This is a genomic window from Acinetobacter sp. 479375 (genome assembly GCF_000581715.1).
In the GTDB taxonomy this organism is placed as follows: domain Bacteria; phylum Pseudomonadota; class Gammaproteobacteria; order Pseudomonadales; family Moraxellaceae; genus Acinetobacter; species Acinetobacter ursingii.
Genome location: NZ_JEZN01000007.1, coordinates 93,439 through 116,167 on the forward strand (window position 1 = coordinate 93,439; position 22,729 = coordinate 116,167).

Annotated in this window: 27 protein-coding genes; 11 read left to right on the forward strand and 16 right to left on the reverse strand. The window is 40.9% G+C overall.

Features of this window, described 5'->3' with window-relative positions; translation table 11 throughout:
• Positions 1-53 precede the first annotated feature (53 nt).
• From J500_RS08100 to J500_RS08115, 4 genes are all read left to right on the forward strand, one after another.
• Positions 54-2,024 (forward strand): ATP-dependent helicase, encoded by a 1,971-nt coding sequence (locus J500_RS08100; RefSeq protein ID WP_034699042.1) that lies wholly within the window; start codon positions 54-56, stop codon positions 2,022-2,024.
• Positions 2,025-2,080: 56 nt separating this feature from the next.
• Complete coding sequence (locus J500_RS08105; protein ID WP_004991365.1) at positions 2,081-2,320, forward strand: RNA recognition motif domain-containing protein; 240 nt, start codon at positions 2,081-2,083, stop codon at positions 2,318-2,320.
• Positions 2,321-2,442: 122 nt separating this feature from the next.
• Positions 2,443-2,946, forward strand: coding sequence for a DUF6586 family protein (locus J500_RS08110; RefSeq protein WP_004991364.1), 504 nt, complete (start codon positions 2,443-2,445; stop codon positions 2,944-2,946).
• Between the two features lie 110 nt (positions 2,947-3,056).
• Positions 3,057-3,335, forward strand: coding sequence for a hypothetical protein (locus J500_RS08115; protein WP_004991363.1), 279 nt, complete (start codon positions 3,057-3,059; stop codon positions 3,333-3,335).
• A gap of 47 nt (positions 3,336-3,382) precedes the next feature.
• On the opposite strand, the gene J500_RS08120 is transcribed toward J500_RS08115, so the two are convergent.
• The 4 genes from J500_RS08120 to J500_RS08135 all read right to left on the reverse strand — a co-directional run bounded on the left by J500_RS08120 (position 3,383) and on the right by J500_RS08135 (position 7,264).
• Complete coding sequence (locus J500_RS08120; protein ID WP_034699045.1) at positions 3,383-5,104, reverse strand: cation:proton antiporter; 1,722 nt, start codon at positions 5,102-5,104, stop codon at positions 3,383-3,385.
• 140 nt (positions 5,105-5,244) lie between these two features.
• Complete coding sequence (rpmG, locus tag J500_RS08125) at positions 5,245-5,400, reverse strand: 50S ribosomal protein L33 (protein WP_001205031.1); 156 nt, start codon at positions 5,398-5,400, stop codon at positions 5,245-5,247.
• A 12-nt stretch (positions 5,401-5,412) separates the two neighbouring features.
• Positions 5,413-5,649, reverse strand: a complete 237-nt coding sequence (rpmB, locus tag J500_RS08130; protein ID WP_000048256.1) for a 50S ribosomal protein L28 — start codon at positions 5,647-5,649, stop codon at positions 5,413-5,415.
• Positions 5,650-5,815: 166 nt separating this feature from the next.
• Positions 5,816-7,264, reverse strand: a complete 1,449-nt coding sequence (locus J500_RS08135) for a coniferyl aldehyde dehydrogenase (RefSeq protein WP_034699048.1) — start codon at positions 7,262-7,264, stop codon at positions 5,816-5,818.
• 124 nt (positions 7,265-7,388) lie between these two features.
• Here J500_RS08135 and J500_RS08140 point away from each other — a divergent pair, with 124 nt between their 5' ends.
• The 5 genes from J500_RS08140 to J500_RS08160 all read left to right on the forward strand — a co-directional run bounded on the left by J500_RS08140 (position 7,389) and on the right by J500_RS08160 (position 11,206).
• On the forward strand, positions 7,389-8,078 hold the full coding sequence (locus J500_RS08140) for a TetR/AcrR family transcriptional regulator (RefSeq protein ID WP_004993985.1): 690 nt from the start codon (positions 7,389-7,391) through the stop codon (positions 8,076-8,078).
• A 121-nt stretch (positions 8,079-8,199) separates the two neighbouring features.
• Complete coding sequence (gene purU, locus J500_RS08145; RefSeq protein ID WP_004991356.1) at positions 8,200-9,066, forward strand: formyltetrahydrofolate deformylase; 867 nt, start codon at positions 8,200-8,202, stop codon at positions 9,064-9,066.
• Between the two features lie 310 nt (positions 9,067-9,376).
• On the forward strand, positions 9,377-10,159 hold the full coding sequence (locus tag J500_RS08150; RefSeq protein ID WP_004993984.1) for an energy transducer TonB family protein: 783 nt from the start codon (positions 9,377-9,379) through the stop codon (positions 10,157-10,159).
• A gap of 19 nt (positions 10,160-10,178) precedes the next feature.
• Entirely contained in the window at positions 10,179-10,802 is a 624-nt protein-coding gene (locus J500_RS08155; protein ID WP_004993983.1) for a MotA/TolQ/ExbB proton channel family protein, read from the forward strand.
• Complete coding sequence (locus J500_RS08160; protein ID WP_004993982.1) at positions 10,802-11,206, forward strand: ExbD/TolR family protein; 405 nt, start codon at positions 10,802-10,804, stop codon at positions 11,204-11,206. Before J500_RS08155 ends, J500_RS08160 begins: the two co-directional genes overlap by 1 nt.
• A 62-nt stretch (positions 11,207-11,268) precedes the next feature.
• Here the strand turns inward: J500_RS08160 and msrA are convergent, their stop codons facing one another.
• The 8 genes from msrA to lgt form a co-directional block, all read right to left on the reverse strand.
• Positions 11,269-11,793 carry a peptide-methionine (S)-S-oxide reductase MsrA gene (msrA, locus tag J500_RS08165; protein WP_004993980.1) on the reverse strand — a complete coding sequence of 175 codons (525 nt, stop codon included), beginning with the start codon at positions 11,791-11,793 and terminating at the stop codon, positions 11,269-11,271.
• 93 nt (positions 11,794-11,886) lie between these two features.
• Positions 11,887-12,366 carry an META domain-containing protein gene (locus tag J500_RS08170; protein WP_004993979.1) on the reverse strand — a complete coding sequence of 160 codons (480 nt, stop codon included), beginning with the start codon at positions 12,364-12,366 and terminating at the stop codon, positions 11,887-11,889.
• Between the two features lie 137 nt (positions 12,367-12,503).
• A complete protein-coding gene (locus J500_RS08175; protein WP_004993977.1) occupies positions 12,504-13,559 on the reverse strand; it encodes a DUF4105 domain-containing protein in 1,056 nt (351 codons plus the stop codon).
• A gap of 28 nt (positions 13,560-13,587) precedes the next feature.
• Positions 13,588-14,097, reverse strand: coding sequence for a dihydrofolate reductase (locus tag J500_RS08180; RefSeq protein ID WP_004993976.1), 510 nt, complete (start codon positions 14,095-14,097; stop codon positions 13,588-13,590).
• A gap of 17 nt (positions 14,098-14,114) precedes the next feature.
• The gene (gene thyA / locus J500_RS08185) at positions 14,115-14,957 is read right to left on the reverse strand and encodes a thymidylate synthase (RefSeq protein ID WP_004993975.1); all 843 of its coding nucleotides are present in this window, start codon (positions 14,955-14,957) and stop codon (positions 14,115-14,117) included.
• A 119-nt stretch (positions 14,958-15,076) separates the two neighbouring features.
• Positions 15,077-15,442 carry a hypothetical protein gene (locus tag J500_RS08190; RefSeq protein ID WP_004993974.1) on the reverse strand — a complete coding sequence of 122 codons (366 nt, stop codon included), beginning with the start codon at positions 15,440-15,442 and terminating at the stop codon, positions 15,077-15,079.
• 1 nt (position 15,443) lies between these two features.
• The gene (locus J500_RS08195) at positions 15,444-15,830 is read right to left on the reverse strand and encodes a hypothetical protein (protein WP_034699126.1); all 387 of its coding nucleotides are present in this window, start codon (positions 15,828-15,830) and stop codon (positions 15,444-15,446) included.
• A 273-nt stretch (positions 15,831-16,103) separates the two neighbouring features.
• Positions 16,104-16,928, reverse strand: coding sequence for a prolipoprotein diacylglyceryl transferase (lgt, locus tag J500_RS08200; RefSeq protein ID WP_004993972.1), 825 nt, complete (start codon positions 16,926-16,928; stop codon positions 16,104-16,106).
• Between the two features lie 94 nt (positions 16,929-17,022).
• Between lgt and J500_RS08205 the strand changes: the two genes are divergently transcribed.
• On the forward strand, positions 17,023-17,808 hold the full coding sequence (locus J500_RS08205) for an NRDE family protein (protein WP_034699053.1): 786 nt from the start codon (positions 17,023-17,025) through the stop codon (positions 17,806-17,808).
• Positions 17,809-17,839: 31 nt separating this feature from the next.
• Here the strand turns inward: J500_RS08205 and J500_RS08210 are convergent, their stop codons facing one another.
• The 4 genes from J500_RS08210 to tatA all read right to left on the reverse strand — a co-directional run bounded on the left by J500_RS08210 (position 17,840) and on the right by tatA (position 21,510).
• Positions 17,840-19,873 carry a PhoX family protein gene (locus J500_RS08210; protein WP_004993970.1) on the reverse strand — a complete coding sequence of 678 codons (2,034 nt, stop codon included), beginning with the start codon at positions 19,871-19,873 and terminating at the stop codon, positions 17,840-17,842.
• 195 nt (positions 19,874-20,068) lie between these two features.
• Entirely contained in the window at positions 20,069-20,830 is a 762-nt protein-coding gene (gene tatC / locus J500_RS08215; protein ID WP_034699056.1) for a twin-arginine translocase subunit TatC, read from the reverse strand.
• Entirely contained in the window at positions 20,827-21,276 is a 450-nt protein-coding gene (gene tatB, locus J500_RS08220) for a Sec-independent protein translocase protein TatB (RefSeq protein ID WP_005001377.1), read from the reverse strand. Before tatB ends, tatC begins: the two co-directional genes overlap by 4 nt.
• 12 nt (positions 21,277-21,288) lie before the next feature.
• Positions 21,289-21,510 (reverse strand): Sec-independent protein translocase subunit TatA, encoded by a 222-nt coding sequence (tatA, locus tag J500_RS08225; RefSeq protein WP_004991333.1) that lies wholly within the window; start codon positions 21,508-21,510, stop codon positions 21,289-21,291.
• 151 nt (positions 21,511-21,661) lie between these two features.
• Here tatA and J500_RS08230 point away from each other — a divergent pair, with 151 nt between their 5' ends.
• Positions 21,662-22,540, forward strand: a complete 879-nt coding sequence (locus J500_RS08230; RefSeq protein WP_004991331.1) for an AEC family transporter — start codon at positions 21,662-21,664, stop codon at positions 22,538-22,540.
• Positions 22,541-22,729: the final 189 nt, after the last annotated feature.

A 22,729-nucleotide genomic window follows, 5' to 3' on the forward strand; every position in this document is an offset into this window, starting at 1 on the left:
TAAAAGAATAGACTCTGCTACACTAGGGTCTATTCTTTTTTATATTTGGTCTTATGAGTTTTGAGCAGTTAATTGGTGAGTTAAATCCTCAACAGTATCGAGCCGCTACGACGGATGCACAGCATTGTCTGGTATTGGCGGGGGCTGGCTGTGGTAAAACCAAAACGATCGTTGCAAGAGCAGCTCATTTAATTCATACAGGTACAGCGGCCGATCAAATCCAGATTTTGACCTTTACCCGACGTGCTGCCAGTGAAATTGTGACTCGTGTCGAGCAGCATTTGGGCGCACCTGCAAAAGGGCTGCGCGCTTCAACATTTCATACTTTTTGCATGTACTTATTGCGCCGTAATCCGCAAGCTTTTGGACTTGGACATTTCACGATTATTGATCGAGATGATCAAATGCTAATGTTTCGGTTACTGCGCGGTAAAGATAAAGACAATGTCTTACCCAAAGCGGCGCAGCTTTGTGATGTGTATTCTTATGCACGTAATACCCAATCAAAACTATCCGATGTCTTAATCAAACAACTGCCTGAAGCAATGGAGCATAAAGCTCAGATTGCAGAGTTGATGCAGACCTATGAAGCGCGTAAACAGGAACGCCATTTTCTGGATTATGACGATATTTTGGCGATTGTGGCGGTGAATTTGCAAAACTCATCTGAACTGGTGCAGTGGGTTGCTAAATTTTGCAAAGTGCTTCTGGTTGATGAGATGCAGGATACCAATCCGCTACAATGGGCCATTTTGCAACCTTTGATTGAGCATGTCAGCTTATTCTGTGTAGGCGATGATGCGCAGTCAATTTATGGATTTCGCGGTGCAGATTTTGAAAATATTCATCACTTTAAAGAGCGAATTCCAGAGGCAGAAATTTTAACCTTAGAAGAAAACTATCGTTCAACTCAGGAAATTCTGGATCTTTCTAACTGGCTTTTGGCAGATAGTCCGATTCATTATGATAAACAACTCAAAGCGCATCGTGGTCATGGTTTAAAGCCACAGTTGCATATTTTCAATAATGAATTTGAAGAAGCCAACTGGATTGCTCAGGACTTGATGGCACGTCAACAGCAGGGCGCAAACTGGAATGAGCACATGCTGCTAGTTCGCTCTGGCTTTTCAGCGCGTTATCTCGAAGGTGCATTCATTTCAAGCAATATTCCCTATCGTTTTATTGGTGGCGTAAAACTGCTTGAATCGGCGCATGTCAAAGACGTTTTGAGTATGTTGCGTGTGGTGATTAATCCACAAGATGATATTGCTTGGATGCGATTTCTAACGCTTTGGAACGGTGTCGGTGATGTAGGAGCCAGCAAACTGGCGCATGAACTTATTGCCTTGCCAGATATTGAAGCCCGCTGTCAACGCTTGGAGCGTCACGGCAAAGTAGCAACATCGGCAATTTTAATTTTAAAACAACTGGATGTACTGCAACAACATGTTGAAGCCTCAATTGCGTTAGCATTGGAGGCTTTATCTGAGCAGTTAGAGCAAAACTATAAAACACAGGATTGGTCGCGTCGCGTTAAAGATTTTGATCTGGTTAAGCAACTTGGGCGTAAGCACGGTGCATTGTCCGAATTTTTGGAAGAATATGTGTTAGAACCAATTTCTGTGTCTGAAATTGAACGCGCAGGTGATCAGGACTTGGTGACAATCATTACCATTCATTCAGCCAAAGGCGCTGAACAGAAAGTTTGTTATGTACCGCATGTTTCTCCCAACTCTTATCCGCATGCGCGGGCGCAGGGCGACTTTGACGAAGTAGAAGAAGAACGCCGTGTCCTTTATGTTGCTCTAACCCGTGCTGAAAATGAGTTGATTATCACCAAGCAAAACTATAATACGTGGGCACAAGATCAATACGATGAACAAGGTCGTAAAATTGAGAGTTATTTTCTGAATGACTTACCGCAAACACTGGTAGAGGCAGAAATTCATCAAATCGTCCCTAGATTTCCACAAAAAACGCAAGTTCGGCAAAAACGATTTAGTTTTGGGATCGATCTCGATTAAACTGTTTCATATATTCAAAGTTTCAATGCGTATCACGCTGTCTAAAAGGTTAAATCATGAAAATCCTCGTCCGTAATCTCGAACGTTCCATTACTGAACAGGAACTGCTCGAGTTGTTTCAACCTTTTGGGCAAGTAGAGTCCTGTGTATTAGTCCTAGATCCAGCCTCAGGCAAATCCAAAGGCTTTGGTTTCGTGGAAATGCCGCATGCGCGTGAAGCCATAAAAGCAATTAAAGGTTTGAATACCTTTAAAGTTAAGGGTGCTGGGATTCGAGTCAAAGCAGCAGAGACCTGATAATTTTTTTCAAAATTTTTGTTGTTTGGCGTATGTCTTTTCGATTTGAAAAAGTTGTCGAATTGCCCCATATCCAGTTAAGCTAATGTATAGCATTCGTTGAGTTCAGTTAAGGAAAAATCATGTCTCGTGTTGCTCGTTATCATGCCGATCGTACCAATCAAAAGTTGTATTTTGCACGTCTGGCGTGTCAACAAGCCGAGCAAATTGAACACGTACAACAGGCACAAGCGTATCGAGAAACCGCAGTGTTTCATTTACACGGTGCAGTGCTGGCTTTTTTACAGGAGCTAGTACGTTACTATCGCTTAACAGATATGCAACCGACCCTAAAGTCAATTGAAGATAAAATGGCTGAGAAAGGACAGGTTTCGCCTGAAGTGCTGGTGCTTCAGCAACTCGCGAAAGATGGCTTTATTGCTGAACTTAAACGCGCTTATCGGATGTGCCAATACGCACCTGAACCCACTGAACCAACGCCTGAAGAAGAAACGTCTTCACACTTGATCATCAAAGTCACGCAAGGCCCGCAATCATGGTTGCCTGATGTCAAAATTCTACGTGAATGGCATCGTGAGTTAAGTCATCTGATTGATGGCTTTCGCAATGAAATGGTCGAGTTTTAAACTCAATTCCTATAGAGAACTTGAAATCTGCTACAAGAGTTCCTATATATAAATCTCATACAGTGCAAAGTGCAGTTGCCCTTTGCCACCATGTTGAACATGGAGGATTTATGTCTATTCAACAGTTGAAAGAATTATTTGGTAGCCAGGAAGCCATTCTGGAACTGGTTCAACTTGAAGGTGGTGAATTGGCACTGCGAAATGCTGATTCAGAACAGGAACCTTTGGTTAAGATTCAGTTTAATGATGAAGTCAAAGCACTTCTTGGAGACCAAACTCCTATGGTTGCCCAGCATATGATTCAGGCTGCGTTATTTGGTTTGTTGGAAAAACAAATGAATCAATGGCAGGCTGAGGTGGTGGATGAACAACCCCAACATTTAAGCTAAAAAAGCGTACCCAGAGTACGCTTTTTTTATGGTTGTTTTGATCAGCTTTAATGATTGCTGGTAGTTGTATGATGTGCCAACTCAATCTGATGCAAAATATGCTGACTCATATTCTTCGCCATTTCCTCTTTAGCATAGAACACTAACCCGACATTATCCTGCCGAATGACCTCAGCTTCTTCATGGCTTTCTGCACAGCAAAGCACTTCAATTCGAGGATTCAGCTGTTTGGCAATATCGACAATACGATGAATATCGATAATATCCATGGGTGATAATACCAATAACCGCGCATGCATGATATGAGCCTGAATCAGCACACTTGGCTCCGTGGCTTCACCACTTACCGCTGGAATGCCTTTCTTACGCAGATTTTCGACTATTTCACGATTTTCTTCTGCGATCACCACACGAATATCCTGTTCCATCAAAGTTTTGGTGATTCGTCGCCCAACTTCACCATAACCCACCATGACCACCTGATCACGTAAATAGTCTTGATCGACTTCATCTGGCAACATGGCCAATGGATCGCCGCTACGTTCCAGTAACCGTGCTAAATGTGAACGTTCACGGATCCAGCGCTGAATGGGTTCAATGGCTGAGAAAACAAATGAATTCAGTGTAATGGAAAATAGAGCGCCTGCTAAAATCAGGTTTTGTGCATCTAGCGTCAGTAACCCTAATGAGACGCCGAGGGTAGCCAAAATAAAAGAAAACTCACCAATTTGAGCCAAACTCGCGCCAACAGTCAGAGCTGTATTAATCGGATAACGGAAGAATAACACCAGTGCCATAGCCGCCAATGTTTTCCCGACCATAATAATCGCGATCACCGCCAAAATATGTAAGGGTTGTTCGACCAAAATCTGTGGATCAAAGAGCATGCCGACAGAGACGAAAAACAGAATTGAAAAAATTTCACGTAAAGGTAGCGTTTCTTCTTCGGCTCGATGACTAAAATCAGACTCTTTAACCACCATGCCTGCAAAGAAGGCTCCCAATGCCATGGAAACTCCAAAAATGGCATAAGAGCCATAGGCGATGGATACTGCTGCGGCAACAACGGTAAGCGTGAATAACTCACGTGAACCTAAGCGCGCCACGAATTGCATAATCATCGGTACGAGACGTTTACCAATAATCAGCATAAAGGCAATAAAGCCAGCCACTTTAAGTAAGGTAATGCCTAATGTGATCCATATACTCTGATCCGTTGCGGCATGTGCCAATGGCTTGCCACCCAGTAAGACGGCTGTGGCAGGGAATAACACCAACACGAGCACCATCACCAAGTCTTCGACCAGCAGCCAGCCGACGGCAATTTTGCCATTGACTGAGTCTAATAAACCGCGATCGCCTAAAGCCTTGAGTAATACCACGGTACTTGCACAAGAAAGACTCAAACCAAACACGAGGGCTGAGCCAAAACTCCAGTCCCACCACATGGAAACCCCCACACCAAGCAAAGTCGCTACAGCGATCTGCAAAATCGCACCTGGTAGGGCAATACGACGTACCTGAAGTAAGTCACTCAGGGAGAAATGCATTCCCACACCAAACATGAGGAACATTACACCAAGTTCAGCAAGCTGATTGGCGAGCGCCATATCTGCCACGATACCAGGTGTATTGGGACTGATGATAATGCCCGCGATGAGATAACCAATCAATGGAGGAAGGCGTAGACGTGCGGCGATATAACCAAAAATCAGGGCAATACCAAATCCGACAGCGAGTAATATAATTAGATCTACGTCATGTGGCACTCGGTACTCCTTAATCTTGAAGTAAAGTAAATAAGCATAATTAATGCCAATCTTAAAATGATGAAAAGTTTAACAAGCTGCATAAAAAGAATGCAAAAAAAAACGACTTCATTTGAAGTCGTTTTTTAAAGAATCTAAAATTATTTGATTTTAGCTTCTTTGAAGATGACGTGTTGACGGATTTTCGGATCAAATTTTTTGATTTCCATTTTTTCCGGCATAGTACGTTTGTTCTTAGTGGTAGTGTAGAAATAACCTGTACCAGCTGAAGAAACTAGGCGAATCTTGTCACGCATTGCAAGGACTCCTTAGATCTTTTGGCCTTGAGCACGAAGATCAGCAACAACCTTTTCAATGCCCAATTTGTCGATAATACGCATACCTTTAGTGGTTAAACGAAGACGTACAAAACGTTTTTCGCTTTCTAACCAGAAACGGTGGTGGTGCAGGTTCGGCTCGAACCGGCGCTTGGTTTTGTTGTTGGCGTGTGAGACGTTGTTACCAACGACTGGACGCTTGCCGGTAACTTGGCAAACCTTAGACATGGTGGAACTCCATTGATTTAGCCAACAGCAAATCTGTGGCCAGTCATACAAATAAACAGATTGAATTTATTCAAGGGGCGTTTTATACCAAAAATACGATTAAAAGACAAGCGAATTTGGTAAAAACGCAGCATGATCTGGTGTGATAGATCATGCCTTGATCATCCTAACGTAGAAGCGTTTTGTAAAGTAATCTGTGAATCGGCTTATTAAATGGTGGCAGAATATATTTTAAGCTATAGAGCTTAGGATTCGACATCATTGACCGTCCATGAGACAGATTGAAAAAACCTTCTGGACCGTGATATTTACCCATTCCAGATGCACCGACACCACCAAAAGGAAGGTCGTCCTGTGCAACGTGAGTTAACACGGTATTTTGACCAAAATGTCCCGAATGTGTACGTTCGGCGACATAATCGGCACGTGATTGATCAAAGTCGAAATAGTATAGCGCAAGTGGGCGAGGACGGAGATTAATAAACTCAATCACATCCTCGATATGATCATATTCAAAGATCGGTAAAATTGGACCAAAGATCTCATTTTTCATGATGTCCATTTCTGTGGTTACACCTGTTAATAAGGTAGGTGCAATTTTACGAACATCTTCTAGCTGTTCTTGTTCTGGATTAATTTCAATGATTCGTGCACCTTGAGTGCGGGCATCTTCCAGATAGTTTTGCAAACGATTATACTGTTTATCATTGATAATCGACGTATAGTCTTGATTATCATGATAATAAGGATACATCCCTTTCACAATGGTTTTAAAGTTTTCAATAAACTCGGCTGCACGACCTTTGGGTAAAAATAAATAGTCTGGTGCAACACAGGTTTGACCTGCATTCCAGAGTTTTCCAACAGTGAGACGTTGTGCGGCATCTTTCATGTCCATGGATGGATGGATAATGGCAGGAGATTTTCCACCGAGCTCTAAGATCACTGGAACTAGATTTTCAGCCGCCGCCGCCATAACAGTTTTACCCACACTGGTTGAGCCAGTGAAAATAATTTTGTCGAAAGGCAAATGGCTAAAAGCATCAGAAATTGCACCACCCCCATTAATCACTGTTACAAGTTCTTGTGGAAAGGCTTCAGAAAGCGCGTTTTCCAAGACTTGTCCAAAGTGCGCCGAGGCACTTGAAATTTTGATCATGGCATGATTACCCGCTGCCAGTGCACAGATGAGTGGCCCGACAGAAAGGAGTAAAGGGTAGTTCCAAGGTGCAATAATACCGACAACACCGAGCGGTTGATATTGAACCCAAGCTTTGGCGGGTTGGTGAATGAGACTGACATGACGTTTGGATGGCTTCATCCATTCGGTCAAATGCTTGCTATAATAGCCTACCTGTTCAATACAAGTGAGTAACTCGCCAATTTTGGTTTCGCCCACAGAACGATTACCATAATCGGCATTGATGGCTTCAACCATCTGATCCTGATATTTGACTAAAACCTGTTTGAGTCGGGCTAATCTATCAATACGATCTTTTGCTGTTGGAACAGGATAACGCTGGTATGCTAGCTTTTGATGTTCCAAAATCTCTTTGAGATGTTGGACATTAAATGAATGAGGAGTCATCGACATTGTTTTTGTTTGACTGTTCATGACACGCTTCCATAACTAAAATTTACGATATATATGGTATTTTTTAGAGTAAATACTCTAAATAGTCAAGCTGGTTTATGTGTCCGCGTTTTAACTTTTTGAATTTAGGTACGGTTATTAAATAATGTCTCTCAGTAAAACAGTCAAAACCAAAGATCGTATTTTGCAAATCAGTTTGCAATTATTCAATGAGCGCGGTGAACGCTCAGTGACCACCAATCATATTGCTGCCGAGCTTGGGATCAGTCCTGGCAATCTGTATTATCACTTCCGCAATAAACAGGAAATCATTAAAGAACTGGCAGAACAGTACCAACATGAAACATTGAAGATGCTGGCATTGCCAGATGACCGTCTGGTCAATGCCAATGATAAAATCCGTTATTTTCAGGTCTTGAGTAATCAGCTTTGGGCTTATCGTTTTTTGCATCGCGATGTTTATCATTTAGTTGAAAGTAATGATGACTTTAAAAAGATTTATCCGCGATTTGCAGGCAAGGTGATGCAGCAGGGACAAAAAATCTATCAGGCATTTGTAGATGCAGGTCTGATGAAAATGACCAATTCAGAAATTGAAGCATTGGTCATTAATCTGTGGATCGTGTTAACTAACTGGACCAATTTCCTTTATATGTCAGGACATATCAGTGACAGTAGTCACCTAGAAGAAAAATGGATTTGGCAAGCCTTGCGTCAGATGGTGTTTTTAGAAGGACCATATTTGATGGGGGAAAGCCGTCAAACCTATGAAAGCTTACTTGAAAGTTTTGGTAGTTCAGAGCTGTTTGCAAGTTTATCTGCAAAAACCCAGTAATTTAGGGCGTTGCAAGCGGCGGGTTCAATCTTGTCAATTGAAACTGTTTCAGTCTCTTGCAAAAAAGCGCTAGAATACTCGGCTTATTTTATAAAATTGACTTATAAGTGATATTAATCAAATGAACACGACCACCGCCAATACAGCACGTTTACTTATCACCTGTGAAGACAAACCGGGCATCGTGCAAGCTGTATCGAGCTTTTTGTATCATCAGGGAGCAAATATTACCGCACTTGATCAATACGCCACAGAAGCTCAGGGCGGACGTTATTTTATGCGTGTGGAATTTGAGCTAGAGCATTTACAAAGCCGTAAAGATACATTGATTCAGACTTTTGCGGCAAACGTCGCTGAGCGCTATAACATGCAATGGCGTTTGGCTTTTGTCAATGAACTGAAAAAAGTCGGGATTTTAGTTTCTAAAGTGGATCATGCCTTACTTGAGCTCTTATGGCGACATGCCCGCGGTGGTCTGGCTTGTGAAATTACTAAAGTGGTGTCAAATCACGAAGATTTACGTGAAGCGGTGGAAAACTTTGGTATTCCATTTGAAGTTGTGCCCGTGAATAAAGAAAATAAACGCGAAGCGTATGCGCAAATTGATGAACTCATGCAAGGCAATGATTTATTAGTATTAGCACGTTATATGCAAATTCTGGATGAAGAGTTTGTAAGACATTGGGAAATGAAAGTGATTAATATCCATCATTCATTCCTGCCAGCATTTGTGGGTGCAAATCCATATAAACAAGCCTATGAAAAAGGCGTTAAATTGATTGGTGCAACGGCGCATTATGTAACGGCTGATTTGGATCAAGGGCCGATCATTGAGCAAGACGTAGAACGCGTGAGCCATGATTTTACTGTAGAACAGTTGCGTGAACTTGGACAAGATGTGGAACGTAATGTCTTGGCAAGAGCAGTTAAATGGCATCTGGAAGACCGTATTATTGTCGATGGAAATAAGACGGTAGTGTTTCAATAATTAAGTCGTAGATTTAAGCATGCCAAAGTGCATGCTTTTTTATTCACAGCAAGTGTTATGATATATCATAATAATTATTTCCGATCACGATTTAAATTTATGAAGAAATTTTCTATACTTAAATTTATAATTTATCTATATGAAATATAAATAATTTTATTGTGGTAGTTACAGTTCTATAAAATAACGGTTGCAAATGAAAACACTTCTCATTTATTATTGCGTTACTTTAATTGTTTGAACCGATGAGCTAAATCGTTCCAACATATTGTTACGGACATTTGGTTTTCAACAAGGTAATTAGATTCACATGAGTCAATCTCCTGCAATAACTTTGAATTCTACTCCTCCGAATTCTCCTCATCCGATGAAAAAAAAGGTCATCGCTGCACTGATTGCGGTTGTGATTGGTCATGCTGGAGTGTTATGGGCGGTCAGTCATCTTAAGACTCCTGAACTTAAACCGATTGAGAAACAACCGTTAAACGTTCGGTTTGTTAAAATTCAGGCGCCACCTCCATTACCTCCTAAGCCAAAGGCTGAACCGAAGAAAGAACAGCCAAAACCGAAAAAAGAGGTGAAAGAGGTCAAGGTGGTAGAAAAAGTTGCACCACCACCAAAAAAAGTGGAAAAAGTGCAGCAGGTAAAAAAAGCGGAAACCCCTAAAGAAGTCGTTAAAGCTGAACCTAAGGTTGACATGAAACCATTAACGACCACCACGACAGTGACTGAAAAAGTGGTTGAAAAGGCAAAACCTGCTCCTCAGCCTGCGGCAGAACCGCAGCGCGATCCATCGCCAAAAAGCGTATCGATTGGAGGTTCAGGTGTACAGTGGAGTCGTTCTCCACGTCCTTCATATACTAATCGTGATCTACAAGGCGAAACCCGCACTGTAGTGGTCATGATTGAAGCAGATGAAAGTGGCAAAATCACCAATGCGCGTGTGACGCGTAGTAGTGGGGTTGCGTCACTTGATGACAAGATTTTACGCGCAGTGCGCAGTGCAAAATTCAAACCGTATAAAGAAAATGGTGTGGCTTACCCAATTCGGGCTGAACAACCATTTGAATTAACATTGAATCCTAACGGCTAACATTTTCAGGAGTTCGAGTATGAACTTTTCAGTTTATTGGCAACATGCAGATGCAGTCAGCAAAACACTGTATTTTGTGCTTTTGGCAATGTCGATTGCAACCTGGACGATTTTCATCTTGCGTTTGATGGGAACCCGCCAATTAAAACAACAAGCTTATGCTCAACTGTCTAAAGCATTATCTAGCTTAAAAGCAAAATTTATACATTTGCCATTTGATCAGCGTAAGGCGGTAGCGGAACAAGCGTTGCTACGTCAAATTTCTGCTGAAAAATCTAATGCAGAAAAAGGTGTGGCAGTTTTGGGTACTATTGCTTCGATTGCACCTTTCGTCGGCTTGTTTGGTACAGTATGGGGTATTTTCCATGCTCTGGTTGCTGTCGGTAAAAGTGGTCAGGCAGGTTTGGCTCAGGTTGCCACGCCAGTCGGTGAAGCATTGATTATGACGGGTTTGGGTTTGGCTGTTGCGATCCCAGCGGTACTGGCTTACAACATTTGTGTGCGTTTTAATCGTGGTTTAGCGCATGATTTACAGGATCAGGCACATAGCTTGTTGATCGACACCATGTTATTACAAGACTCTACAGAAGCAAAAGCAGACGTGAAAGCAACTTCACAAAGCTATGTTGGAGGTCAGGTTTAATGGCTTTTCAATTGGGTGAAGACCACGACAGTGGCATGAATGAGATGAACCTCATTCCGTTAATTGACATTATGTTGGTATTGATGATCATTTTCCTTGTCACCGCGACGGTCGCCAACCCATCAGTGCCATTAACGCTACCAAAAACAACGGCTGAAATTCAGCCACCTCCCGATAAACCGATTACGATTAGCATCAATGCTAATGGTGATATCGCTTGGGGACAAGAAAGCATTACGCTGGATGAACTACAAAAACGTTTTAATGAAGCAGGTCAATCCGCTCAAAAGCCAACTGTTCAATTACGTGCAGATAAAGAATCACGTTATGATACGGTGGCGCAAGTTATGTCACGTGCGAGTGAAGCCGGACTCAGTGATATTGCCTTTGTGAGCGAAAACTGATTTTCAGTCTTGCTGTAAAAAAGCAACTCAGGTGAGTTGCTTTTTTTATCTCAAAATTTTATTCACTCAGTTTTAAGTAAATCTTGAAACTTTCCTCTAAGCTTTGACAGTTTGGGCGGGATTGCAAAGTTACAATAGCCCTGTGACGGATTTTTAGCATAAAAGTTTTGATGATAGTCTTCTGCTGGATAGAAAGTTGGTACAGGACTGAGTTCGGTGACGATATCGATACCTTCCTGTTTTAACTCTGCAATAAATTGCTCAGCTTGCTGTTTCTGGGTTTCATCAAAATAATAAATAACAGAGCGATATTGAGTGCCGACGTCATTTCCTTGACGATTCAGTGTAGTTGGATCATGTGTGGCAAAAAACACATGAAGCAATTGTGTATAGCTAATCTGTTGTTCATCGAAGTCAATTAAAATCACTTCTGCATGCTGGGTTTGCCCCGTACACACAGCTTCGTAGCTAGGGTTGGGAATGTCTCCACCTGCATAACCGCTAACGACTTTAATGACACCCTGAATTTGCAAGAATACCGCTTCGGTACACCAAAAGCATCCTCCACCAAATAAAGCTTGCTGCATATCCTGATCCCTTTCTTTATTGCTCATCACTTAATACTATAGTGTTAGCACAATTTATTCATAAAATTAAATGTATTGGTCTGAATCATGCGTTTATGTATCTGCCTTTTTAAAGGCAATAAGAGTTTGTCCATTTTGATCAAATAAGACCAGTAGTTGTGAACTGGCACGATAACTCGTAACTTTTGCCAATGCTTGTTGATATTGAGTGGCGGTAAGACTATTTGCATCTGGACACATCATTTTGGTACTTGCGATTTCACCAAAGCTTAAATGGTCATCTGCCGTGTTAAAACTGCCCATAATCTGGTTGCAGCCATCTGAACCACTAAAACGTTTAGAGCTTGAATCAAACTGGATTTGGGGTGTTTTTTCAGAAGATTCCACCTGAAAACCATTAATTTCGGTAGCGACCCAGTGTTGCTGATATAACAGCGTAGGTTGCTGAGATTGAGATGAGGCGCTGGGTGTTGCTTTGGCTACAGATGCAGTGGGCGCTGAAGTGGTAGCGGCACAACCTGTGATGGTTAGGCAAGAAATAAGACCTGTTGAAATTATCCAATGCTTGAGCATGAAAATAACCCTTAATATACTAACGCAATTGCTAGATATAAGAGCAAAAAAACACTTAAAACGCAGTGAAAAAACGTGAAATTGTGTAGTTAATTTTTAGTGTGCTCTCACATTATCTTCACAATTTAGTGAGCCTGTTAATTGGGCTGTGGCAAGCCTTCACGGATGGCCGCGGAAAAGTTGGCACTGCTTTTATATTTAAATGTTTCGTACTCGGCTGCGCGTGCATTGATATATGCCATTTGATACCACTCAGGTACCGTATAGTGATGACTGAGCACGTTCAAATCATAAAGATAATTGGGTAAATAACCAGACACGATTAGACGATAATCTTTCGGCAATTCATTTGGATTGATGGCTTGCACCATATCAAACACCAGTGTGGTGCAATTACTGGTCAGCGTATTATACCAGCGTGCTTCTTTTTGAAGTTCATCGACTGTTTTTAAATATTCATTAAACAGCGCTTTAGCCTGTGTATTGGTCATCTTGATTGGAAATAAATAGACTTGCTCTTTACGCACATTACTACGTGTATAAATAATATCTTTTTCATCCGCTGCAACCAGACTCAGTTCAAACTGTCTAAAAAAACCGCCGACTGCTGAAAAGTTTTCGTTCTTTTCCTTACGAATTTCAATAGAAAAGACCAGAGGGGCTTGATCACTAAAATTAAAACTGACTAAAGTATGGGCAATTTGTGGACCCATCCAGTAAGAAGTTACAATATTAACCCCACTAATTTTATCCAGATTTAGATGTCGGGTTTCCCAGCGTTCGGTATAACTTCCATCAGGTTTCCAGTCAAAATTACGAATATTGTGCAAGGTGACCAAATTCCCTGTACGTTCATAGGATAAAATTTTAGCGACTTCAGGATTCCAGTCACGATTTTGTAAGGCTGGGATTGAAAAGTACCAGATCAGTACCGCAATAAAAGCCACCAAATAAATCGCCAAATCGACCCGTCGGCTAATCAAATGTTGAGTGACATAAATCCCTAAAATACTTAAGGCAAAAACGATCCAGACGCCAATCAGCACACGACTGAAAAGCCAGCCCAAGGGTTGCTGAATCCAGATGGCCATGCATACCCATATACTGGAAAAAATAATAAATAATCCAAAGGCTGCCAGAATCAGTCCTTTGCCTAGAGCGGTTAAAAATTCTTTTTTTCCAATGTGCTGCATAAGTTTACGCTAATTCTATTGTTATGTACTATTTATGATAAGTTGCGAATTCAAAAGCAATACCAGTTTTGTCATCAGTGTGTTGTTCACTGGCTATCTTGTTAAAACTGACTGGAATGGCAGGGTAATGCGCATCTCCCTGTACATCGAGTTCAACATGAGTAAGTTCCAGACGATCAGCAATCTCAAGAGTCTGACTAAAAATTTCACCGCCACCTATAATAAATAGCGCGGTTTGATTGGATAGTTTTGCATCTTGTGCTGCACCGATTAAAGCCGCTTCGATGCTATGAGCTACTTTGGTTCCATCAAAGTGCCAACTAGGATCACGGGTAATTACCCAATTGACACGATTGGGCAAGGTACGGCCCATCGATTCAAGGGTTTTACGACCCATGATCACGATACCGCCTTGTGTAATTTCCTTAAAATGTTTCAAGTCAGCGGAAATATGCCACGGCAGAGCATTGCCTTTACCAATGCATTGTTGCTGATCCATAGCGACCACATGGACCACTTCTAGGTCTTGAAAAGCCATTGTGAAATTCCTTAACCTTATACTGCGACAGGGGCTTTAATTGCAGGATGCGATTGATAATCTACAATCTCGATATCTTCAAATTTAAAATCAAAAAGATCATGAATGTCTGGATTTAATTTTAATTGACATAACGCCAGTGGTTCACGAGTAAGTTGCAACTGTGCTTGTTCAAAATGATTGGCATAGAGATGAGTATCACCACCTGTCCAGACAAAATCACCAACGCCTAATCCACAGACTTGCGCAATCATATGGGTGAGCAAAGCATAACTGGCAATGTTAAACGGCACGCCTAAAAATACATCGGCGCTACGTTGGTAAAGCTGACAGGAAAGTTTGCCATCTTGAACAAAAAACTGGAACAAAGTATGGCAGGGGGGTAATGCAACCTGTCCCGCTTCATTTGGGTTCCAACCAGATACAATCAGACGACGAGAATTTGGATTGGTTTTAATTTCATTGATGAGCCATTTGATTTGATCAAATCCATCAGAGTTGTAGCTCCCATCTGCTTTTTTAGTTGCGCCAAAGTTACGCCATTGATGACCATACACTGGACCAAGCTCACCTTCAGGGCGACCGAAACGAGCCGTTTGTTCAGCGGTCGACCACTCATCCCAAATGCTGACTTTATTGTCTTTGAGATATTGGACGTTGGTATCGCCTTTTAAAAACCACAAGAGTTCAATCACAATCGAACGGAAATGGACTTTCTTGGTGGTGAGTAAAGGGAAACCTTTAGATAAATCAAAACGCATTTGATGACCGAATACTGAACGTGTTCCTGTTCCTGTACGGTCACCTTTGTCACCGCCATTGTCGAGGATATGTTGTAAAAGATCTAAATACGCGCGCATGATGCTCTCTAATCTGGATGGATATTAGTCGGTTCATTACCGATCAAATATTAAAAAATCGATGCTAAATCTTAACTGCTTTTACGCAGAATGAACAGCACAGCAGATCTCATCACGTTTTAACGTGGTGCGCGATTTTGATAAATCGAAACAATAAATAAACCTAAAGCACTGAAGCCGATGACCTGTATGGCTAAGATCCATTGATGTGACTGAGGCAAAAAAGCAATCAGGGTGATAAGCGCAATAATGGGAAGTACAAAACCAATGATTGAAAACCCTTCTGCATAGGGGTTATCAGCTTGAATACGACTTATTTTTTGCTGTAAAAAATGATGGATCATTCCAAGTAACAAACTCATGACAACAAAAAGCGCTGGTAATTTTTCAATGGTGGAACTGAGGTAAATGATGACACACGTGGCAATACAAATCCCCAGTTTGATACCACGGGTACAACGCTCAGAATACCAAAAATCTAACATGTTAATGATCTTTCGATGAGTTGATCGGTGGCGCTTTAAGTAAAAACTGTGGGGAAAAGACAAAGACTGCAAGTGCCATAAAAGCAATGCCCTGAATACCCCACCACATCAAATTATTCATGGTTTTCATAAAAAGCAGAGTCAATAACAGGGCGATTGGAATCCATGTCAATAAACGATAAAGCAAGCCAGTTGGATTGTTTTGAGCAAAATGTTGTTTTAAATAGCGACAGATTAAAAAAATGATACCCGTTCCAGCAAACATTAAAATCACGTCTAAGGGCAATGGATGATAACGATATAAGCCAAGTGCAATCAGTAGCGTAATGATCAAAATCAAAAATTTTTTCGAACGCGAAATATCAGAACTAAACCAGAATTCAAGCATATTGATTGGATCAGAATGGAAACCCTGAAAATGTAACATACAAATCTATCGTTGGAAGGTCGAATCAATATAAAGAGGTGGTTTTGATTGGTGGGATTGATGATGTTTTTTATTTTATGCATTGGAAAATTAACATTATTTTATAAGTAAGAGTGATCAACTTAGATTTAAAATTGTTTAAATAATTTTGTATCGTTTCGCTGTCTTGATGAAAATTTTTTGAATTTTCGGTTTGATTCCCAACCAAACCGAAAATAAAGATGACTTTACAAATCAGGTTGAACGATTTTTTAAAGGACCCCAATCATAAATTTTACGTTGATAAGCGTACCAAAGCATCCAGAGGCCAATCAAAATCATCGGAACAGTTAAAATCTGACCTTTGGTCATCCAGCCCAATAAAATGAAGCCTTGATCAGCATCGGGCTCACGGAAGAACTCCATGCTAAAACGAGCGATGCCATAGCCAATCAGGAACAACGCAGAAACAGCCATGCGTGGACGCGGTTTACTGCTAAACCACCACAGCACTAAAAATAGAATCAGACCTTCACAGATGGCTTGATAAATTTGCGATGGATGACGGACCAGATGCAAGGGATCTGTTGGGAAAATCATGCCAAATGGATAATTCGGATCCTGAACGGCACGACCATATAATTCGCCACCGATAAAATTACCAATACGACCGAACATCAAGCCTGTCGGAACACAGGGCGCAATAAAGTCCAGTGTTTCAAACCATGTTTTTTGGTATTTGCGGCACCAGAGAATCATGGCCAGCATGACTCCGATAAACCCCCCGTGAAAACTCATGCCGCCCGTCCAGACCTGAAATAGCCAGATTGGGTTCGCCAGGAACTTGTCAAACTCATAAAACAGGACATAGCCAATACGCCCACCCAGTACCACACCAAGCGCTCCGTAGAACACAAGGTCGGAAACCATGTCGGCTGTCCAACCATCACGTTGTTTAGCACGATAAGAAGCAAGTCCCCAAGCGCATAAAAAAGCCAAGAGATACATCAGCCCATACCAATGGACTTTTAATGGCCCGAGCGACAGTGCAACAGGGTCAATATTCGGGTAGGTCAGCATTCCTATTCCTTGATTTTTTATCTTCGTGAGATTCTAACGGAATAAAAGAAAAATGTTGTACATTCAATGTGTAAAAGATGACGAGAAAAAAATCATGTGTATTGTCGCATTGGCTTGGCAAGTTTTAGAACAAACACCGATCTGCTTATTATCAAATCGGGATGAGTTTTATGCACGCCCCACCACACAGCTTTACCAATGGTCAAATCTTCCGATTGTAGCGGGTCAGGACTTACAGTCAGGTGGTACGTGGATGGGCGTGACTGCTTCAGGGCGTTGGGCGGTTGTCACAAATTTTCGTGATGGTCAGGATAAAAAAACGTATGACACATCGAGAGGTGCATTGGTCGAAGATTTCTTGTTGTCTGATTTAACGCCGATACGTTTTGCCCAACAGCTTGAGCAAAAACAGCATCAATATGCAGGTTTTAATTTATTTATGGGAGATCAAGCTCAGGCGGTTTATATGAGTAATCGCGGGGAAGCCCCGCAAGTATTAGCCAAAGGTGTGTATGTGGTTTCTAATGGTTTAATGTCAGAGCATTGGGAAAAAACAGCGCATCTGCGTAAACGGTTTACGCAAGAGTTTTTACCGATGTTGCAAGACAATGCGAATCAAGATGATATTGAAAATGCAGCGTGGGATATTTTAGAGGATGAACGTCAAGTGATTCCTGAGCTTTTACCCGCAACTGGAATAAGCCCTGAAATGGAACAACTTTTATCATCTACATTTATTCAAAGCCCTATATACGGCACACGTTGTTCTAATTTTTTAAACATGAGAAATCAACAATGGAATTGGCTGGAAAAAACTCAAGCTGGTGAATTAAAAGATCAAATCATAGATTTGAATATTCCCTTAAACCAACAAAGCTGACCGAAGTCAGCTTTGTTTGAAATCACTGAAATTATTTTTTAACAACAGATGGTGCGATTGGATCTGCGGTAATGTAACCCACTGATGCAGCAAAGCCATTGTTATAGTTTTTATTGATGGCATCAGTCAGCACTTTTTGGTCATTTTCACTTAAACCAGTACGTACGCCTGTTTTGCTATCTACTTTATAGAAACGATCCCATTCATCGCCCGCATGCTGGAAATTACTCATGATATATGTCCAGCCATTGACGTTATCAACTGCATGTAAACCTGTTGATTCTGCGCCAGCAGGTGCTGAAAGTAATCGAATCAACTGTTTAGTATCGACATTATATGCCCATAAGAAGTTATTAAGGTGATTACCACTGTCTTCACCAATAAACAGCGTACGCAATGTTTCTGAATATTTGAGGTTATCTGGGCTTGCGATATTGTTTGGATCGGCTGTATTACCTAGATTATCCATGCTGGTATCAACACCCATAATCAGCATATGGCTTTGTTTTGCTGCCCAGCTACTATTGATGACTGCGCCAGTACTATCGACTTGACCAGATGCGAGATCATGCGCCAATACACCGCCCGCTTTGATGGTTTTGCTAAAGGATACGTTATTGCTTTCAACCCATCCAGAAGCTCCTTTCACCATAGAGTCTTGAATGTTGGCCAGTGCAGAATAGCCAACTTTGTCTTTGATATTGACTGTGGTGCCTTCCATTTTAGTAAAGGCCATACTTGCGCCTTTGAGTGCAGCATAACGATGTGTTTCAAGGAAAGCCGCAGCAAGTTGAATTTCTGCATCCGTAAAGCCATTGTTGGCAGCTTTGAGTTTGACCCAAAGTTTTTTCTTGGCGAGAACAATCGGGGTATAACTTGCATCATTTGGATCAGTGGTTAAACTTTCCATAATGTTTTCAGGTTTAATACCACGAACGTTGACCAAATCTTCAATTGTTTTACTGTTGGTTGATCCCAGTTTAATCCATTGAATACGCGCTGTTGTTGATTCGGTTAATACATCCAGATATTTGGCGACATAGAGTGTTCCCGCAGATAAATCTTTTTCTTTATCTGCCACGAACATAAAGAAACCGCCATTGGTATAGTCATCGCCCATAATCGCAGTACGATTATCTGGCATCACTTGAATCAATTCATGTGAAATACGGCCTAAACAGAAATGTTTTTTTGCTGTACCTGAACCGTCTTTATTCACCACAATTTCTGGTAAATGCCCATAGTTATAAGGGTTTGCTTTTGTGGCATCGCCAAAATAGTATGTCCCAATACCATCCGCACTTGGGCCACCAATCCCTTGTTTAAATGCATCTGGTTCATATTCTTCGCTAGAAAGGTGGGTATTCCACGGAGAAAGACTCGCACCACAGGTAATCCATAAGCCATGAACTTTGGACATATCCACGTTAAAATATTTTTTAAGCGTTAAATGGCCTGTTTTTTGATCTTGATCAAGCGTCAAAATAGCTATAGGTGATGGCAGTTGACCATACATGCTGGTTCCTGCCAAATTTTTAGTCGTGTATTCAAATTGAACTACATGGAACACAGGATTGGTAACACCTGCAACAGAAGCGCCTTCAATTTGGATCAAAGATGAGCCATCTGGACAGTCAGAGAAAAATTGGCGCTCTGAACCTGCAACAGACGTATCTTTGATTGGGTTACCATTGACATCAAAATAACCACCAGCAACGATCGTACCGCCATTTAAAGCAGGAACGCTTTCACCTGTTTTAAAAAATGAGCTGTATCCAAGTTGATAGTCTGTTTTTGAGCCATCATCCCAAGAGATACTTAATTTTGAACCGACAGACGTGGTTGCCATTGCTGCTGGATCAGCCAATGTCGGTGCTGTCATTGGGGTAAATGTTGCATTTTTAAAATTAGCAGGTTTAACTGGTGTTGTGGAGCTGTCATTATCACTGTCATTGCAGCCCGCTAATGTTGCCGCAGTTGCCATTGCCCCCAATGGTAAAAAAGGAATTCCGCTGAACCATTTTAGTAAATCACGACGGGTAGGATGATTGCTTGCCGATGTCATAATAAATCCATAACGTTTGTGGGTATATTTGTGGCATTGATTCTAGGCAACTTAGATGACATTTTTTTTACGGTTTTAAGTCAATTTAAAGACAATATATTTTGTAAAATCAAATAATTAATTTTATAAAAATAAAGCCTGAATATATTGAATATTCAAGCTTTAAAAGATGTTGTTGTTTTTAATTTTAAAGTTTTAATGTGCTGGTTTTTCTAGTAGTTTCCCAAAAAACAATCCCATCTCAAATAATAGCCACATCGGGACAGCGAGCATCACCATCGAAATAGCATCTGGTGGAGTAATAAACATGGAAATGAAGAAACAACCTACAATAATAAAACGTCGTTTTTCAGCGAGGCTTTGAGTGCTCACCACACCAATCAAAATGAGGAGTAAAGTCACAATAGGAATTTCAAAAGTAAAACCAAATACCAGAAATAATTTAAGACAGAACTCAAGATAACTATTGATATCGGTCATTGGTGCGACTGTTTCAGGTGAAACACTAATGAAAAAATGCAAGATAGCAGGCAGGGTAATGAAATAAGCAAAAGCAATGCCTGCAAAAAATAAAACGATGCTGCCTACAAGTAAAGGCAATGCCAAATATCGCTCTCTGGCGTACAGTGCAGGTTTAATGAATAACCAGAGTTGATACAAAATAAACGGCATAGCGAGAACTATCGCTACAAATAAATTCAGCTTAAATGGAGCCATAAATGTGGCAGTAACATCCGTTGCAATCATAGAGGATGATGCAGGCAACTGCATGCGCAAAGGTTCAGATAGCCATTGATAGGTATAATTACGAAACGGAAGTAAGCAAAAAAATAAAAACAGTGTTACTCCCACGATTCTAAATAAATGCTTGCGTAATACCACCAAATGATTGGTCAATGGCATTTGTTCAAGTGTTTCGGCTGCGGTATTGAGCGTATTTAAGGGTAGCTGGTTCATACGGCAATCTTCAGTTCAATAGGGGCGGTCGGTTGCAATGTGGTGTGTAGACCATCAACCGTCTTTTCTTTTTGCTGCCAGTTTTTAAAGGGAACATAGCTTGCGGTTGAAATAAATGAATACACTCGAACAATTTTTTGTTGTTCCTGATGATTTTGAGGCGTTTGTTCTAATTCGGAAAGTTTTCTCTTTTCTATTTCTTCCAGTTGAGATTGTACTTTGCGTTCGAGTGCTTCAATTCGATTTAACTCATCCTGCATTTCTTTACGGAATTCAGAAATTTTGAGTTCACGGTCAATTTCATTTTGAATATTGCTGATATGACGTTTAATTCTGGCATACCAGCGTCCTGCAAAACGTGCCGCTTCAGGCAGCTTGTCAGGGCCCAAAACCAGTATGGCGATGACTGCAAAACACAGAATTTCGGTCATTCCAATATTCAACATGAGGGACGTTCCTTAGCCTTTTACAGATGATACAGGTTCAGAATTTTTCACATCTGCATCGATCGTTTTAGGTTGATTAAGCGCAGACTTTTCTTCGTCTTCACGAATTGACTTTTTAAAGTCTTTGACTGCACCACCCACATCTTTACCCAAATTTTTAAGTTTTGAGGTACCAAATAAAAGCACCACGACAATCAAGAAAATCACTACATGCCAAATCGATAAGCCTGCCATTTTTGTATCCTCCAAAAGTTTGTGGATATTTCAACAGTCTGTAGTGACAGTGCAGTGACAGAAATATTTCATTTTTAAGACAATTCAATTTTAGCTTTAGAAAAATGCTAGTATTCCACGTGATGATTGAAACCTTATTTTAGAGCATGTTGTGAATCTTATTCTCCCACTGATCGCCTTTGTTGTTGGATGGATACTGGCTCAAACGCGATTCGCTGTTGGTCTCAAACCTGCATTTGCGACTTTATTGGCCCGTGTCTTTATTCCGATTGTGATTATTTACAATATGGTGTTTTATCAGACGGGTAGTTTAAGTCTGATGCTCTTTAGTTTCGTCTCCGCAGTTTTGTTATATGCGTTGTTTATGCAATGCTTTAAAGATCGTTTAGGCGCATTATGCTTTAGCTATGTCAATATGGCGTGGCTGGGTTTTCCATTCGCGATTGCTTTATTTGGTACTCAAATCAGTTCTGCGATGGTGGCTTTATATATTGGCGGGTCTATTTTTGGCAATATTTGGGCTGTCACTGCGGTGTCTTCGGAGCCGCAAGAAAAATCGGTCATTGTAAAAAAAGTGATGCAATCTCCACCTTTTGTGGCTTTGGTTTTAGCTGGATTATTTAGGTTGATGGAGCTGCAAAATATCCAAGAAACCTATTGGGTTGATCACGTTTATAGTGCCAGTAAGATCGGAATGACCTTTGCAGGAATGTGTGTATTGGGCATGTGGTTACGACGAACCAAAGTCAATGTAGATGATTTAAAACGAAGTAGCATGATTTTAGCGCTTAAAATCATTTGTGGTATAGCATTGTGTAGTATTGCTTATTTTTATCTACCGATTCCACATGTTCAGCAATATATCGGTGTCATGTTTTTATTGTTCTGTTTACCGCCTGCGGCAAATATTGTGGCGCTTGAAACGCATTATCAGGGGACTGGAGTTTCAGCGAAGTATATTGCGTCGGGTACGATTGTGAGTTGTGTGGTGATTGCAGTTTATGGAATGTTGCTGCATTTTTATTTTTAAATCTATAAATATCCAGAATAAATATTCTACGTGTAAACGTCGTTCGCAATGTTTTAAATCAAAATATATTTACAATATAAATTATTGTAAGTATATGTTTTTCAATGTATTTTAATAGTAAATAAGTGATGTGTAGTTTTCTCATTCTTTACTTTTCAAGGATGAAAAGTAACAAAAATCCTTTGTTTG